This window comes from Curtobacterium flaccumfaciens (assembly GCF_018598405.1).
GTDB lineage: Bacteria > Actinomycetota > Actinomycetes > Actinomycetales > Microbacteriaceae > Curtobacterium > Curtobacterium aurantiacum.
This window is the reverse complement of the sequence record NZ_JAHEWS010000009.1, coordinates 1-15,449: the sequence shown is the minus strand read 5'-3', so window position 1 is coordinate 15,449 and position 15,449 is coordinate 1. Positions and strand designations below refer to the sequence as shown.

General features: G+C 71.0%; 12 protein-coding genes. All 12 read left to right on the top strand.

Annotated elements, in window-relative coordinates:
* Nucleotides 1-60 precede the first annotated feature (60 nt).
* On the top strand, nucleotides 61-912 hold the full coding sequence (locus KK097_RS07380; protein ID WP_214528674.1) for a TrmH family RNA methyltransferase: 852 nt from the start codon (nucleotides 61-63) through the stop codon (nucleotides 910-912).
* Nucleotides 913-1,004: 92 nt separating this feature from the next.
* Nucleotides 1,005-2,045, top strand: a complete 1,041-nt coding sequence (pheS, locus tag KK097_RS07375) for a phenylalanine--tRNA ligase subunit alpha (RefSeq protein ID WP_214528673.1) — start codon at nucleotides 1,005-1,007, stop codon at nucleotides 2,043-2,045.
* The gene (gene pheT / locus KK097_RS07370; RefSeq protein ID WP_214544215.1) at nucleotides 2,045-4,537 is read left to right on the top strand and encodes a phenylalanine--tRNA ligase subunit beta; all 2,493 of its coding nucleotides are present in this window, start codon (nucleotides 2,045-2,047) and stop codon (nucleotides 4,535-4,537) included. Before pheS ends, pheT begins: the two co-directional genes overlap by 1 nt.
* 77 nt (nucleotides 4,538-4,614) lie before the next feature.
* A complete protein-coding gene (locus KK097_RS07365; protein ID WP_214528671.1) occupies nucleotides 4,615-5,712 on the top strand; it encodes an N-acetyl-gamma-glutamyl-phosphate reductase in 1,098 nt (365 codons plus the stop codon).
* The gene (gene argJ / locus KK097_RS07360; protein ID WP_214544214.1) at nucleotides 5,709-6,917 is read left to right on the top strand and encodes a bifunctional glutamate N-acetyltransferase/amino-acid acetyltransferase ArgJ; all 1,209 of its coding nucleotides are present in this window, start codon (nucleotides 5,709-5,711) and stop codon (nucleotides 6,915-6,917) included. The genes KK097_RS07365 and argJ overlap by 4 nt, the downstream gene beginning before the upstream one ends.
* Complete coding sequence (gene argB / locus KK097_RS07355) at nucleotides 6,917-7,969, top strand: acetylglutamate kinase (RefSeq protein WP_214528669.1); 1,053 nt, start codon at nucleotides 6,917-6,919, stop codon at nucleotides 7,967-7,969. Before argJ ends, argB begins: the two co-directional genes overlap by 1 nt.
* Nucleotides 7,966-9,189: an acetylornithine transaminase gene (locus tag KK097_RS07350; RefSeq protein WP_214544213.1), complete on the top strand. Its 1,224-nt coding sequence runs from the start codon at nucleotides 7,966-7,968 to the stop codon at nucleotides 9,187-9,189. The genes argB and KK097_RS07350 overlap by 4 nt, the downstream gene beginning before the upstream one ends.
* A complete protein-coding gene (gene argF, locus KK097_RS07345; protein ID WP_214544212.1) occupies nucleotides 9,186-10,109 on the top strand; it encodes an ornithine carbamoyltransferase in 924 nt (307 codons plus the stop codon). Before KK097_RS07350 ends, argF begins: the two co-directional genes overlap by 4 nt.
* Nucleotides 10,110-10,127: 18 nt before the next feature.
* Nucleotides 10,128-11,324, top strand: coding sequence for an argininosuccinate synthase (locus KK097_RS07340; protein ID WP_214544211.1), 1,197 nt, complete (start codon nucleotides 10,128-10,130; stop codon nucleotides 11,322-11,324).
* Between the two features lie 145 nt (nucleotides 11,325-11,469).
* A complete protein-coding gene (gene argH, locus KK097_RS07335) occupies nucleotides 11,470-12,906 on the top strand; it encodes an argininosuccinate lyase (protein ID WP_214544210.1) in 1,437 nt (478 codons plus the stop codon).
* A complete protein-coding gene (locus tag KK097_RS07330; protein ID WP_214544209.1) occupies nucleotides 12,903-13,601 on the top strand; it encodes a DNA-3-methyladenine glycosylase in 699 nt (232 codons plus the stop codon). The genes argH and KK097_RS07330 overlap by 4 nt, the downstream gene beginning before the upstream one ends.
* A 64-nt stretch (nucleotides 13,602-13,665) precedes the next feature.
* Nucleotides 13,666-14,979 carry a tyrosine--tRNA ligase gene (gene tyrS / locus KK097_RS07325; protein WP_307858439.1) on the top strand — a complete coding sequence of 438 codons (1,314 nt, stop codon included), beginning with the start codon at nucleotides 13,666-13,668 and terminating at the stop codon, nucleotides 14,977-14,979.
* The last annotated feature ends 470 nt before the right edge of the window (nucleotides 14,980-15,449 follow it).

Genomic DNA, 15,449 nt, shown 5'->3' with positions numbered 1-15,449 from the left:
TCTTCTGCTCGCGAAACCCCCGCCGCACGGCGGGGGTTTCGTCGTTCCTAGACTTGGGTCGTGAGCGATCTCCTCGAGAACCCCCGTGCCGGACGCGTGAAGGCCGTTGCGGCCCTGGCCAAGAAGGACGTCCGGGCCGAGACCGGTCTGTTCCTGCTGGAAGGACCCCAGGCGGTCCGTGAAGCGCTGGAGTATGCGCCGGAGCTCCTGCGCGAGCTGTACGTGACCCCGACCGCCGCGTCCCGCTACGGCCTGGACGACGCGCCGGTGGACACGTGGTTCGTCACGGAGCAGGTGCTCGACGCGATGGCCGACACGGTCACCCCGCAGGGCGTGGTCGCGGTGTGCCAGCAGTTCCCGACGTCGGTGAAGGACGTCTTCCCCGACCGTGCTGCGGCTGCCGCCGACCTGGAGGCCCGTGATGCGTCCGACGAGCAGGCCGCGTTGCCGGGACTGGTCGCCATCCTCGAAGAGGTGCGGGACCCGGGGAACGCCGGCACGATCATCCGTGCCGCCGACGCGGCCGGCGCCGACGCGGTGGTGCTGACCGGACGCTCGGTCGACCCGTACAACCCGAAGGTCGTCCGGTCGACGACCGGGTCCCTGTTCCACGTCCCGGTGTCCGTCGGAGTGACCCTGGCGGACACGATCGAGCGAGCGAAGGCCCTCGGCTACACGGTGCTCGCGGCCGACGTCTCCGGCGACGACCTGCCCGTGGTCCGCGCCGAGGGGATGCTCGACGGCCCGACCGCGTGGGTCTTCGGCAACGAGGCCCGCGGACTCACCGCCGACGACCTGGCGCTCGTCGACCGCGCCGTGAAGGTACCGATCTACGGGCAGGCGGAGTCGATGAACCTCGCCACGGCCGCGTCGGTGTGCCTCTACGAGTCGGCGTTCGCACTCCGGAGCTGACGCTCCTCAACAGACCGGCCGTCGGCGTCGGCCATCCACCGTCTGCTCGGTGCAGGTGGGTGGTATCCCGACGGCCGGTAGGCTTGGGTCTCGTGTCAGAACCTCTCGAGATCAGCGAATCGGCCGTCGCCGACGCGGTGGACGCGGCCCTCGCCGCCGTCCGCTCCACGACGACGGTCGCCGAACTGAAGCAGGCCAGGGCCGAGCACACCGGTGAGCAGTCACCGTTGGCGCGGATGAACGCATCGATGCGCAGTGTGCCGCCGGAGCAGAAGGCCGCGGCCGGCAAGCTCGTCGGTCAGGCCCGTGGGCGGGTGAACGCGGCGATCGCCGAGCAGGAATCCGCCCTCGCGGTGGCCGAGGAGCGCGCACGGCTCGACGCCGAGCGCGTCGACGTCACCGCGTTGCCGGTCCACCGACCCACCGGCTCCCGCCACCCGCTCTCGCTGCTGAACGAAGCCGTCGCCGACATCTTCGTCGGCATGGGGTGGGAAGTGGCGGAAGGCCCGGAGCTCGAGCACGAGTGGTTCAACTTCGACGCGCTGAACTTCGACCAGGACCACCCGGCCCGGGCGATGGCCGACACGATCTTCGTCGAGCCCGTCGACCGGCACCTGGTCATGCGCACCCACACCTCGCCGGTGCAGGTGCGGTCGCTGCTCTCGCGTGACCTCCCGCTCTACGTCATCGCGCCAGGACGCGTCTACCGCGCCGACGAGCTGGACGCCACGCACCTGCCGGTCTTCACCCAGGTCGAGGGCATCGCGATCGACAAGGGTCTGACGATGGCGCACCTCCGTGGCACGCTCGAGCACTTCGCCCGGCAGATGTTCGGTGCCGAAGCGCAGATCCGGCTCCGCCCGAACTACTTCCCGTTCACCGAGCCCAGCGCCGAGATGGACGTCTGGCAGCCGAACGCCAAGGGTGGCGCGCGGTGGGTCGAGTGGGGCGGCTGCGGCATGGTGAACCCCAACGTCCTGCGTGCCGCCGGCATCGACCCGGACGAGTACCAGGGCTTCGCGTTCGGCATGGGCATCGAGCGGACACTGCAGTTCCGCAACGGCCTGAACGACATGCGTGACTTCCTCGAGGGCGACCTCCGCTTCTCGCAGCAGTTCGGAACGGTGGTCTGATGCGCGTCCCACTCCGTTGGCTCGGTGAGTCCGTCGACCTCCCCGAGGACGTCACCCTCGAGCACGTCCACGCGGCGCTCGTGTCGGTCGGCTTCGAGGAAGAGGACGTCCACACCTTCGACCTGACCGGACCCGTCGTGGTCGGCCGGGTGCTCGAGCGCGTCCCCGAGCCGCAGAAGAACGGCAAGACCATCAACTGGTGCCAGGTGGACGTCGGCGAAGCCGAGCCCCGCGGCATCGTCTGCGGCGCGCACAACTTCGACGTCGGCGACCTCGTCGTCGTCACGCTGCCCGGCGCCGTCCTGCCCGGGCCGTTCCCGATCGCCGCCCGCAAGACCTACGGCCACGTGTCCGACGGCATGATCGCCTCGGCCCGCGAGCTCGGGTTGGGCGACGAGCACGACGGCATCCTGCGCTTCGCCGACCTCGGCATGGAGCCCACCGTCGGTGCCGACGCGATCGCACTCCTCGGCCTTGACGACGCCGCGGTCGAGATCAACGTCACGCCGGACCGCGGCTACGTGCTGAGCATGCGCGGGGTCGCCCGCGAGTACGCGCACGCCACCGGTGCGAGCTTCCACGACCCGGGCGACCGCGTCGCACCGCGCTCAGCCGAGGGCTTCCGCGTCACGATCGACGACCAGGCCCCGATCCGCGGTCGTGTGGGCGCGAGCACGTTCGTCACGCGCGTCGTCCGTGGCATCGATCCGGCCGCGAAGACACCGTCTTGGATGGTGTCGCGCCTCGCCCTCGCCGGCGTGCGCTCCATCTCGCTGCCGGTCGACATCACGAACTACGTCATGTTCGAGCTCGGCCAGCCGCTGCACGGCTACGACCTGCAGACGATCGCGGGTGGTCTCGGTGTGCGTCGGGCGACCGCCGGAGAGGCGCTCGAGACCCTCGACGGCGCCGTCCGGAAGCTCGACCCCGAAGACCTCGTCATCACCGACGACGACGGGCCGGTCGGCCTCGCCGGCGTCATGGGCGGAGCTCGCACCGAGATCTCGGCGGGCACGACGGACGTCCTGATCGAGGCCGCCGGGTTCGACCAGGTCTCCATCGCCCGCACCGCACGCCGCCACAAGCTGCCGAGCGAGGCGTCCCGCCGCTTCGAACGCGGTGTCGACCCGCTCGTGGCAGAGGCCGCGGCGAACCGCGCGGTGGAGCTCCTCGTCGAGCTCGCCGGCGGCACCGCTGACCCCCTCGGGTCGACGCTGGTCGACGGCCAGCCGCGGGCGACCGTGACGATGCGGCTCACCCGCCCGGCCGAGCTCGTCGGTGTCGACTACACCGACGCCGAGGTCATCGAGACCCTCCGCGCGATCGGCGCCACGGTCCAGGTGGACGGCGACCAGCTCGCGGTCACCCCGCCCACCTGGCGTCCCGACCTGACCGACGACACCACCCTCGTCGAAGAGGTCGCGCGCATCGTCGGCTACGACCGGATCCCGAGCGTCCTGCCCGTCGCCCCGCCCGGTCGCGGTCTCACCCGACACCAGCAGGCACGTCGTCGGGTTGCCTCGGCCCTGGCTGCCGCGGGCCTGACCGAGGTCGTCACGGCACCGTTCGTGTCCGCCACCACGCAGGACGCCTACCCGGGGATCGACCCGCAGGGCGGCCCGAGCGTCGTGCTCGCGAACGCCCTCGACAGCGAGCAGAACCTGCTGCGCCGCAGTGGCATCCCGGCCCTCGTCGACGCCGCACGCCGCAACGTCTCACGAGGACTCGTCGACGTCGCGCTGTACGAGACGTCCCGCGTGTTCCTGCCGGTGACGGGCGTGACGCTCGGCACCGACGGCGTCCCGGCCGGTGCCACCCGCCCCGACCGCGCGACGCTCGAGGCGCTGGAAGCCTCGCTGCCAGCCCAGCCCTTCCACGTCGCCGCGCTGCTCACCGGCAACCGTGTGGTCAAGCAGCCAGGCACCGCCGCGGAGCCCTTCGGCATCGCCGACGCCGTCGACGCGGCCCGCCAGGTCGCGTGGGCCGTCGGTGTCGAGCTGACCGTCGCGCAGACGACCCACCCGTCCCTGCACCCGGGCCGCGCGGCGTCGCTGCTCGTGGACGGCTCGGTCGTGGGCGTCGCCGGTGAGCTCCTGCCCGAACTGGCCGAGGCAGCCGTCCTGCCCCGCGTGGTGGCGGTCGTCGAGCTCGACCTCGACGCGCTCGTCGCCGCGGCACCCGAGCTCGTCTCGGTTGCGCCCATCGTCTCGTACCCGGCCGCCACACAGGACCTCTCCCTCGTGGTCGACGCCGACGTGCCGGCCGGTGACGTGTTGGATGCGGTCCGCTCTGGCGCGGGAGACCTGTTGGAGTATGCTCGGCTCGTGGATGACTACCGGGGCTCCGGCGTGGACGAGGGACAGAAGTCCCTGACGTTCGCCCTGCGCTTCCGTGCCACGGACCGCACCCTGACCGCTGCCGAGGCCACCGAGGCCCGTGACGGCGCTGTCCGACGTGCCGGCGAGCGATTCGGGGCGACCCTGCGCGACTGACCCACACGGGATCAGCACCGCCCGGGGTCGCCGCCTCCGACTCTCTCGACGAACAGTCCGACCAAAGGTGGAATCCCATGTCCGTATCCGTCGCCGTGGCGGGAGCCTCCGGCTACGCGGGTGGTGAGCTCCTGCGCGTGCTCTCCGCCCACCCCGAGTTCGACGTCAGGACGGTGACGGCGTTCTCGAACGCCGGACAGCCGCTGATCGCGACGCAGCCGCACCTCCGCTCGCTGTCGCACCTGACCCTGGTCGAGACGACGGCCGAGACGCTGCGCGGGCACGACGTGGTCTTCCTGGCACTGCCGCACGGTCAGTCGGGCGCGATCACAGCGGAGCTCGGCGACGACGCCCTCGTGATCGACTGCGGCGCGGACCACCGGCTGACGGACCCGGCTGCGTGGGAGAAGTTCTACGGCGGCGACTACTTCGGTGCGTGGACCTACGGGCTGCCCGAACTCCTGCTCGCGGCGCCCACTCCCGGTTCGGCCGAGGAATGGCGTGACGTCGACGACATCGCATCCCAGGGCAAGCAGCGTTCCGCCCTGGTCGGCACGAAGCGCATCGCGGTTCCCGGCTGCAACGTCACCGCGGTGACGCTCGGTGTCCAGCCCGGCATCCAGGCGGGCCTCGTCGAGTCCGACGACCTCGTCGCGGTGCTCAGCGTCGGGCCGAGCGGTGCCGGCAAGAAGCTCAGCACCACGTACCTGGCCTCCGAGATCATGGGGTCCGCCAGTGCCTACGCCGTCGGCGGCACGCACCGGCACGTCCCCGAGATCCAGCAGAACCTGCAGGTCGCCGGTGCTTCCGACGTGACGATCTCGTTCACGCCGGTCCTCGTCCCGATGTCCAGGGGCATCCTGGCGACGACGACCGCGAAGCTCTCGCCCGGCGTCAGCGCGCGCGACGTCCGGCTGGCCTGGGAGCAGGCGTACGCCGACGAACCCTTCGTGCACCTGCTGCCCGAGGGCGAGTTCCCCCGGGTCGCGGACACGATCGGCGCGAACACCGCGCTCGTGGGCATCGCCGTCGACGAGGCCGCCGGTCGCGTCGTCGCGGTGACCGCACTCGACAACCTCGCCAAGGGCACGGCGGGCGCAGCCGTCCAGTCGGCGAACATCGCCCTCGGTCTCCCCGAGACCACGGGCCTCAGCGTGGACGGAGTCGCACCGTGACCGACGCAGGCCAGACCACCCAGACCGCCCCGGGCCTCCAGGACCTGCAGGGCGTCACCGCGGCAGCGGGTTTCCGCGCTGCCGGCGTGACCGCCGGCCTGAAGACCAGCGGCAAGCCGGACGTGGCGCTCGTCGTCAACGACGGCCCCGACGCGGCCGTCGCCGCGGTGTTCACCAGCAACCGCGCCCAGGCGCACCCCGTCATCTGGTCGCGTCAGGTCGTCGGGGACGGCGTGGCCCGTGCCGTCGTCCTGAACTCCGGCGGTGCGAACTGCTTCACCGGTCCGTTCGGCTTCCAGACCACGCACCTGACCGCCGAGGCCGTCGGAGACGCACTCGGGATCGGTGCCGGTGACGTCGTCGTCTGCTCCACCGGGCTCATCGGCGTGGGCGACCAGACCTTCCGCGACAACGTGCTCCGTGGCGTCGACCTGGCGAGCGCGGCTCTCAGCGACGACGGCGGCCCCGACGCCGCGACCGCCATCATGACGACGGACACGAAGGCGAAGCAGTCCGTCGTGACCGAGGACGGCTGGACCGTCGGCGGCATGGCCAAGGGTGCCGGGATGCTCGCGCCGGGCCTCGCCACGATGCTCGTCGTCATCACGACCGACGCGGTGCAGACGCCGGACCAGCTCGACCAGGCCCTCCGCGCCGCCACCCGGGTCACGTTCGACCGCGTCGACTCCGACGGATGCATGTCCACCAACGACACCGTCGTCCTGCTCTCCTCGGGCGCGAGCGGTGTGACGCCCGAGGTCGGTGACTTCCAGGAAGCGCTGACCGCGGTCTGCGCGGACCTGGCCCGTCAGCTGCAGCAGGACGCCGAGGGCGCGAGCCACGACATCGCGATCGAGGTCGTGCACGCCGCGACCGAGGACGACGCCGTGACCGTCGGCCGGAGCGTCGCCCGGAATAACCTGTTCAAGGCCGCCGTCTTCGGCAACGACCCGAACTGGGGCCGGGTGCTCGCGGCGATCGGCACGACCGACGCCGAGTTCGACCCGTACGCGGTGGACGTCAGCATGAACGGCGTCCGGGTCTGCCATGCCGGCGCCCCCGACCAGCCGAGCGACACCGTCGACCTGACCCCCCGTGACACCCACGTGCGCATCGACCTCGGCGTCGGCACGCACTCGGCGACGATCTTGACCAACGACCTCACGCACGACTACGTGCACGAGAACAGCGCGTACTCCAGCTGATGGCGGCGGACACGGACGGGGCAGGCACGCCCCTCACGAAGGAAGAAGAACACGAGTTCGCCGCGGTCAAGGCCGCGACGCTCATCGAGTCGCTGCCCTGGCTGAAGCGCTTCTCGGGCAAGGTCGTCGTGGTCAAGTTCGGCGGCAACGCCATGGTGAACGAGGACCTGAAGCGCGCGTTCGCCGAGGACATGGTCTACCTGCGGTACGCCGGACTGCACCCGGTCGTGGTGCACGGCGGCGGTCCGCAGATCTCCGCCGCGCTCAAGGAACAGGGCATCGAGTCCGAGTTCCGCGGCGGCTACCGCGTCACCACGACGGAGGCGATCACGGTCGTCCGTGACGTCCTGGCCGGCGAGGTCAACCGCGAGATCGTCGACTTGATGAACGAACACGGTGAGGGCCTGGCTGTCGGTGTGTTCGGCGACGGCGGCTCGCTGTTCACCGGCGAGAAGAAGGGCGTGGTCGTCGACGGGCAGGAGTACGACCTGGGGCACGTCGGGGACATCACCCACGTCGACCCGTCCGGGGTCCTCGCCGCGATCGAGGCCGGGCGCATCCCGGTGGTCTCGAGCATCGCGGTCGACGACGCCCACCCCGACCAGGCACTCAACGTGAACGCGGACGCGGCGGCCGGGGCCCTGGCGATCGCGCTCCGAGCGTCGAAGCTCATGATGCTCACCGACGTCCCCGGGCTGTACCGCAACTGGCCCGACCGTGACTCGATCGTCGACCTCATCGCGGTCGACGAACTCCGTGAACTCCTGCCGAGCCTCGAGTCGGGGATGATCCCGAAGATGACCGCGTGCCTCGACGCCGTGGTCGGCGGGGTCGGCGGGGCGACGATCATCGACGGCCGGATCCCGCACTCGATCCTGCTCGAGGTCTTCACCCTGCGGGGTGCGGGCACCGAGGTGATCCCGGACCCGAGCCGTCGCACCGAGAACCAGATGACCCACGCCGAGATCGGCCGACGCGTGGCGTCGCCGTCGATCGACAGCAGTACCGGCCAGCACGTGGCGGGTACGGACGAGAAGGGACACCAGCAGTGAGCACCGAGACGCAGACCGAGACCTGGAACGACCGGTTCGGGGCGTCGCTCATGCGATCCCTGACCCCGCCCAAGATCATGCTCGAGCGCGGCGAGGGCTGCCGCGTCTGGGACGTCGAGGGCAACGAGTACCTCGACTTCCTCGCCGGCATCGCCGTGAACTCGCTCGGCCACGCGCACCCCGCCCTGGTGGAGGCGATCGCCGACCAGGCCGCGAAGCTCGTGCACGTCTCGAACTACTTCGCCACCCCACCCCAGCTCGAGCTCGCCGAGCGCCTGAAGCGCATCACCGGTGCGGGTGACGCCGGTCGCGTGTACTTCGGCAACTCCGGCGCCGAGGCGAACGAGGCCGCGTTCAAGCTGGCCCGCCTCAACAAGGGCGCGGACGGCACGAAGACCCGGATCCTCGCGCTCAAGCAGGGCTTCCACGGCCGCACGATGGGGGCACTGGCACTCACCGGCAAGCCCGCCCTGCAGCAGGACTTCCTGCCGATGATCCCCGGCGTCGAGCACATCGACACCTCGATCGAGGCCCTCGAAGCGTCGATCGACGGCACCGTCGCCGCGCTGGTCATCGAGCCGATCAAGGGCGAGGCCGGCGTCGTCGACCTGCCCGAGGGGTTCCTGCTCGCTGCACGCCGGCTGACCGAGGAGCACGGCGCCCTGCTCGTCCTCGACGAGATCCAGACCGGTGTCGGCCGGACCGGCAACTGGTTCGCGTTCCAGGGCCACGGGATCACCCCGGACGCCATCACGGTCGCCAAGGGCATCGCCGGTGGGTTCCCGATCGGTGCCCTCGTGACGTTCGGCTGGGCGTCCGACCTCTTCTCGGCCGGTCAGCACGGTTCCACCTTCGGCGGCAACCCGCTCGGCACCCGTGTCGCGAACGCCGTGCTCGAGGAGATCGAGCGCGCCGACCTCGTCGCGGCCGCAGTGGTCAAGGGCGAGCGGATCCGTGACGGCATCCGCGCCATCGGCTCCCCGCTCGTCGAGGAAGTGCGCGGCACCGGCCTCCTCATCGGCGTCGGCCTGACCGGCCCGATCGGGCCCCTCGTCAACGCTGCCGCCCTCGAGCGCGGCCTCATCATCAACGCCCCCAACGAGTCGAGCCTGCGCATCGCGCCGCCCCTCATCGTGTCCGACGCGGAGATCGACGCGTTCCTGTCGATCCTCGCCCAGAGCCTCGCGGCCGTCGCCGCAGCGCAGGAGCCCACCGCATGACCCGCCACTTCCTCCGCGATGACGACCTCAGGCAGGTCGAGCAGTCCGCGATCCTCGACATCGCCGACCGCATGAAGGCCGACCGCTGGGCCGACAAGCCGCTCGCCGGTCCGCAGAGCGTCGCGGTGATCTTCGACAAGTCATCGACGCGCACCCGTGTGTCGTTCCACGTCGGCATCTCTGACCTCGGCGGCAGCCCGCTGATCATCTCGACGGCGAACAGCCAGCTCGGCGGCAAGGAGACCCCGTCGGACACCGCCCGCGTACTCGAGCGCATGGTGTCGGCGATCGTCTGGCGCACCTACGGCCAGGCCGGGCTCGAGGAGATGGCCGCCGGCACGACGGTGCCCGTGGTGAACGCGCTGTCCGACGACTTCCACCCCTGTCAGCTGCTCGCCGACCTGCTCACCATCCGTGAGCACCGCGGCACGCTCGCCGGACAGACCGTGGCGTTCATCGGCGACGGCGCGAGCAACATGGCGCAGTCGTACCTGCTCGCCGGTGCGACCGCGGGCATGCACGTCCGCGTCGCCGCCCCGGCCGGCTTCGTCCCCTCGCAGCAGGTCGTCACCGACGCCGAGGACCGCGCTGCGGTGACCGGTGGATCGGTCCTCGTCGTGACCGACCCGGTGGCCGCGGTCGCCGGCGCGGACGTCGTCGTCACCGACACCTGGGTGTCGATGGGCAAGGAGTCCGAGAAGCAGTCGCGCCTCGACAGCTTCGCGGGGTACCGCGTCGACGACGCGCTCATGGCGCACGCCGCTGACGACGCCGTGTTCATGCACTGCCTGCCGGCCGACCGCGGGTTCGAGGTGACCGCCGACGTCATCGACGGGCCGCGCAGCATCATCTGGGACGAGGCGGAGAACCGTCTGCACGCCCAGAAGGCGCTGCTGGCCTGGCTGCTCGCCAACGACTAGCCCACGGAAGGAACACCAGTGGCTGACCGCGTCGTCCTCGCGTACTCCGGCGGTCTCGACACCTCCGTCGGGATCGGTTGGCTGCGCGATGCCACCGGCAAGGACGTGGTCGCTCTGGTGGTCGACGTCGGCCAGGGCGGCGAGGACCTCGAGTCGGTCCGGCAACGGGCACTCGACTGCGGTGCCGTCGAGGCACTCGTCGTCGACGCCAAGGACGAGTTCGCCGACGAGTACATCGTGCCGGCGCTCCGGGCCAACGCGCTGTACCAGAAGCGGTACCCGCTCGTCTCGGCGCTGAGCCGCCCGCTCATCGCCAAGCACCTCGCCCTCACCGCCAAGCAGCTCGGGGCTGACAGCGTTGCGCACGGCTGCACCGGCAAGGGCAACGACCAGGTGCGCTTCGAGGCCGCCGTCGCGGCGATCGCACCGGAACTCCGCACGGTGGCGCCGGTGCGAGACCTCGCGCTCACCCGCGACCGCGCCCTTGCCTACGCGCAGGAGCACGGGCTGCCCGTCCAGCAGCCCGAGCGGTCGCTGTACTCGGTCGACCAAAACGTGTGGGGCCGCGCCGTCGAGACCGGGCTCCTCGAAGACCCCTGGAACGCCCCCGCCGAGGACCTCTACGCCACCACGCAGGACCCGGCACTCCCGCAGCCGGCGGATGAGGTCACGGTCACGTTCGAGCGCGGTGTCCCGGTCGCCCTCGACGGGCAGCGGTTCAGCGTGCTGCGCATGGTGCAGGAGCTCAACGCCGTCGCCGGCAAGCACGGCGTCGGACGCATCGACGTCGTCGAGGACCGCGTGGTCGGCATCAAGTCGCGCGAGGTCTACGAGGCGCCCGCCGCGATCGCGCTCATCGCCGCGCACGAGGAGCTCGAGAGCCTGACCCTCGAGCGCGACGTCGCCCGGTACAAGCGCGGGGTCGAGGCCGAGTGGGCCGACCTGGTCTACGACGGCCTGTGGTTCGGCGGACTCAAGCGCAGCCTCGACGCCTTCGTCGAGCACACCCAGCAGCACGTCTCCGGTGACGTCCGACTGCGGCTGCAGGGCGGTCGTGCCACGGTCACGGGTCGTCGGTCGGAGCAGAGCCTCTACGACTTCGACCTGGCGACGTACGACACGGGCGACGCGTTCGACCAGACGGTGGCCAGGGGCTTCATCGAGCTCTGGTCCCTCCCGAGCAAGATCTCCGCCCGCCGCGACGCGGCGAACTGACCGACCGCACGGGACGACGCGGCGAACTGACCGACAGCACGCGACGACGCGGCGAACAGACCGACCGCACGGGACGACGCGGCGAACTGACCGACCGCACCACCACCACCACCAGCCCAGCACCGACGAGACGACGCAGGACGATATGACCGACGAGAAGACCGACGCCACCAACACCGGTGCCCTCTGGGGCGGCCGCTTCGCCGACGGCCCGAGTGCGGCCCTCGCCGCGCTCTCGAAGTCGACGCACTTCGACTGGCAGCTCGCTCCCTACGACATCGCGGGGTCCCGGGCGCACGCCCGAGCGCTCCACACCGCCGGCTACCTGACCGCGGACGAGCTCGAGCGCATGCTCGCCGGCCTCGACCGGCTCGAAGCAGCGCACGCCGACGGCACGCTGCAGCCGGACGAGTCCGACGAGGACGTCCACGGCGCCCTCGAACGCCTGCTCATCGCCGACCTCGGCCCGGAGCTCGGCGGCAAGCTCCGCGCCGGCCGGAGCCGGAACGACCAGATCGCCACCCTGGGCCGCATGCACATGCTCGACCACGGGCGGCGGATCGGTCGGCTCGTGATCGACCTGATCGACGCGATCACCCAGCAGGCGACCGAGCACCCGGACGCGATCATGCCCGGGCGCACGCACCTGCAGCACGCCCAGCCCGTGCTCCTCGCCCACCACCTGCTCGCGCACTCCTGGCCGCTGGTCCGCGACCTCGAGCGTCTGCGCGACTGGGCCGGCCGCGCGAGCGTCAGCCCCTACGGCGCCGGTGCGCTGGCCGGCAGTTCCCTCGGGCTCGACCCTGCCGCGATTGCCGCGGAGCTGGGCTTCGACCGCCCGGCGGACAACTCGATCGACGCCACGGCAGCACGGGACGTCGTCGCCGAATTCGCGTTCGTCCTCGCGCAGATCGGCATCGACGTCTCGCGCCTGTCCGAGGAAGTCATCCTCTGGAACACGAAGGAGTTCGGGTTCGTCCGCCTCCACGACGCCTTCTCGACCGGCTCGAGCATCATGCCGCAGAAGAAGAACCCCGACATCGCCGAGCTCGCACGCGGCAAGTCCGGCCGACTGATCGGCAACCTGACCGGGCTGCTCGCGACCCTCAAGGGACTGCCGCTGGCGTACAACCGCGACCTGCAGGAGGACAAGGAGCCGGTCTTCGACTCCGTCGCCACGCTCGAGGTCCTGTTGCCCGCGTTCACCGGCATGATCGCGACCCTCACCTTCGACACCGACCGGATGGCCGAGCTCGCTCCGCAGGGCTTCTCGCTCGCGACGGACGTCGCCGAGTGGCTGGTCCGGCAGGGCGTCCCCTTCCGGGACGCGCACGAGGTCTCCGGGGCGCTGGTCCAGTACTGCGAGGGGCGCGGCATCGAGCTCGACGTGCCGACGGACGACGAGTACCGCTCGGTGTCCGAGCACCTCACGCCCGAGGTCCGGTCCGTCCTCACCATCGAGGGCAGCGTCGCGTCCCGTTCGGGCGTCGGCGGGACCGCTCCCGACCGGGTCGCCGAGCAGCTCGCGTCCGTCACCCGCCGCGTCCGCGACCTCGCCGAGGGCGCGCCCTTCTCGCGATGACCGAGGGGATCGCCGCGCTGCTCGCCCAGCCCGCCCCGATCGCCGCGCCGGCCCTGCTCGGCGCGACGATCGCGGGTCGCGGTGTGGCGCTCCGCATCACCGAGGTCGAGGCCTACTCCGGCCCCACCGACCCCGGATCACACGGTCACCGGGGGATGACGGAGCGCAACCGCCACCTCTTCGGCCCGCCCGGGACCCTGTACGCGTACCGCTCGTACGGCATCCACACCTGCGTCAACGTCGTGAGCGCGCCGGCCGGCACCTCGTCGGGTTCGCTGCTCCGTGGTGCGCAGGTGGTCGACGGCCTCGACGTCGCGCGGGCACGTCGCGGACCGACCGTCGCGGACGTCGCGTTGGCACGCGGGCCCGGCAACCTCGGTGGTGCCCTCGGGGCGGTCCTCGGCGAAGACGACGGCACGTCGCTCCTCGACGGGTCCGGCCCGTTCGTGCTCACCCTGGCACCCGGCCTGGAGGCCCGGCTCGCCTCCGCCGGACCGGCCCACGTGCTCGACGAGCTCCTGTCCGAGACGGTGCCCGGCCCGGGCACGGGCGGTCCGGTCCCACGCATCTCGCGCGGTCCACGCACCGGCGTCGGCGGGATCGCCGGCGGAGCGCGGTACCCCTGGCGCTTCTGGCTGACGGGTGACCCGACGGTCTCGACGTACCGACGGCACAAGGGCGCCCTCGACTCGTGAACCCGGCCACGGGCCTCCCGGCCGACAGCGCCTGCCGGACGTCCGTCGCCGCTACGATGGCGGGGTGTCCAGTGATACCGCTCAAGACGTCCTGACGCGCCAGCAGAACGACCCCGCCTTCGACTCGGTGTGGGACGAACTGCGGTGGCGCGGTCTGGTGCAGGTCTCGACCGACGAGGCCGCGCTCAAGGAAGCCCTCGACGGTGATCCGATCACGTACTACTGCGGGTTCGACCCGACCGCGCCGTCGCTGCACTGCGGCAACCTCCTGCAGCTCCTGACCATGCGCCGGCTGCAGCTCGCCGGGCACAAGCCGCTCGCGCTCGTGGGCGGATCGACCGGCCTCATCGGTGATCCGCGTCCGACTGCCGAGCGAACCCTGAACACCCCGGAGACCGTGGCCGAGTGGGTGTCCCGACTGCAGACCCAGGTGTCCCGGTTCCTCAGTCCGGACGGCGACAACGGCGTCTGCCTGGTGAACAACCTCGACTGGACCGCACCGATGTCCGCCATCGACTTCCTGCGGGACGTCGGCAAGTACTTCCGCGTCAACTCGATGCTCAAGAAGGACGCCGTGGCCGCGCGGCTGAACTCCGACGCGGGCATCAGCTACACCGAGTTCAGCTACCAGATCCTGCAGGGGCTCGACTACCGCGAGCTGTACCGGCAGTACGGGTGCACGCTGCAGACCGGTGGCTCGGACCAGTGGGGCAACCTGACCTCGGGCACGGAGCTCATCCGTCGTGCCGAAGGTGCCACGGTGCACGCCCTCGGGACCCCGCTCATCACGAACTCCGACGGCACGAAGTTCGGCAAGAGCGAGGGCAACGCGATCTGGCTCGACGCGGAGATGACCTCGCCGTACGCGCTGTACCAGTTCTGGCTCAACACGGCGGACGCCGACGTGATCGCCCGCCTGCGGGAGTTCACGTTCCTGACGCGGGCCGAGATCGACCGGCTCGAGCAGGTCGTCGCGGACGAACCCTTCCGGCGGGAGGCCCAGCGGACCCTGGCGTTCGAGGTGACCTCGCTCGTGCACGGGACGGCGGCCACGCAGGCGGCGATCGATGCCGCCGCGGCGTTGTTCGGCAACGGCGACCTCGCCGCACTCGACCCGGAGACGCTCCGGTCGGCGATCGCGGAGCTCCCTGGGTCGGTGACCCTGGAGCCCGGTGCCGACGTGGCCCGCGCACTCGTCGACACAGAACTCGTGAAGTCGCTCGGGGAAGCCCGTCGCGCGATCGACCAGGGCGGTGTCTACGTGAACAACGTCCGAGCGGAGGACCCCACCGCGGTGCTGTCCGAACTCGCCCTGCCCGGGGGAGTGCTCGTGCTCCGTCGTGGCAAGAAGACCCTGGCCGGCGTGACGCTGGCCTGACCCCGGCAGTTCGACCCCTGGCGATGCCCGGTTCCCGCGCGGAACCGGGCATCGCTGCGTCCGGGCGACGCGTGTTGCACAACGCGACACGCCCGGGATGGGAGCTGGCTTGGCGCACCCGCTCAGGGCTGCGTATAGTTCTTACTCGTCACCCCAAAGGTGCGGCGGAGCGGCTGGAGCGAAAGCCCAGAGCCCGCCGGCCCTCAAGCGGGACCATCCTCCACTGAAGTTCAGATCTGGCCTTGCGCCGGATCGCTTCGACGCCTAGGATGACAAGCCCACCGGTTCTCTCCCCTCGGGATGAGCCACTGGACCTTCGGGTCCGACGAACAACCGGTGGCAAGCCAAGTACACAAGCCTTGTGGCTGAAGCTCGAACTCGAGCCGAGGAGCAAGTGCGTCTGGTCCTTGAGAACTCAACAGCGTGCACATTGTCAATGCCAATTTATTGATTGACCTCGTGCCTGGTCG

Bases quoted from the DNA above. Each gene is read 5' to 3' on its own strand.
- argF (WP_214544212.1), top strand. From the start codon at position 9,186: ATGACCCGCCACTTCCTCCGCGATGACGACCTCAGGCAGGTCGAGCAG.
- argH (WP_214544210.1), top strand. From the start codon at position 11,470: ATGACCGACGAGAAGACCGACGCCACCAACACCGGTGCCCTCTGGGGC.
- KK097_RS07330 (WP_214544209.1), top strand. From the start codon at position 12,903: ATGACCGAGGGGATCGCCGCGCTGCTCGCCCAGCCCGCCCCGATCGCC.
- pheT (WP_214544215.1), top strand. From the start codon at position 2,045: ATGCGCGTCCCACTCCGTTGGCTCGGTGAGTCCGTCGACCTCCCCGAG.
- argB (WP_214528669.1), top strand. From the start codon at position 6,917: ATGGCGGCGGACACGGACGGGGCAGGCACGCCCCTCACGAAGGAAGAA.
- KK097_RS07365 (WP_214528671.1), top strand. From the start codon at position 4,615: ATGTCCGTATCCGTCGCCGTGGCGGGAGCCTCCGGCTACGCGGGTGGT.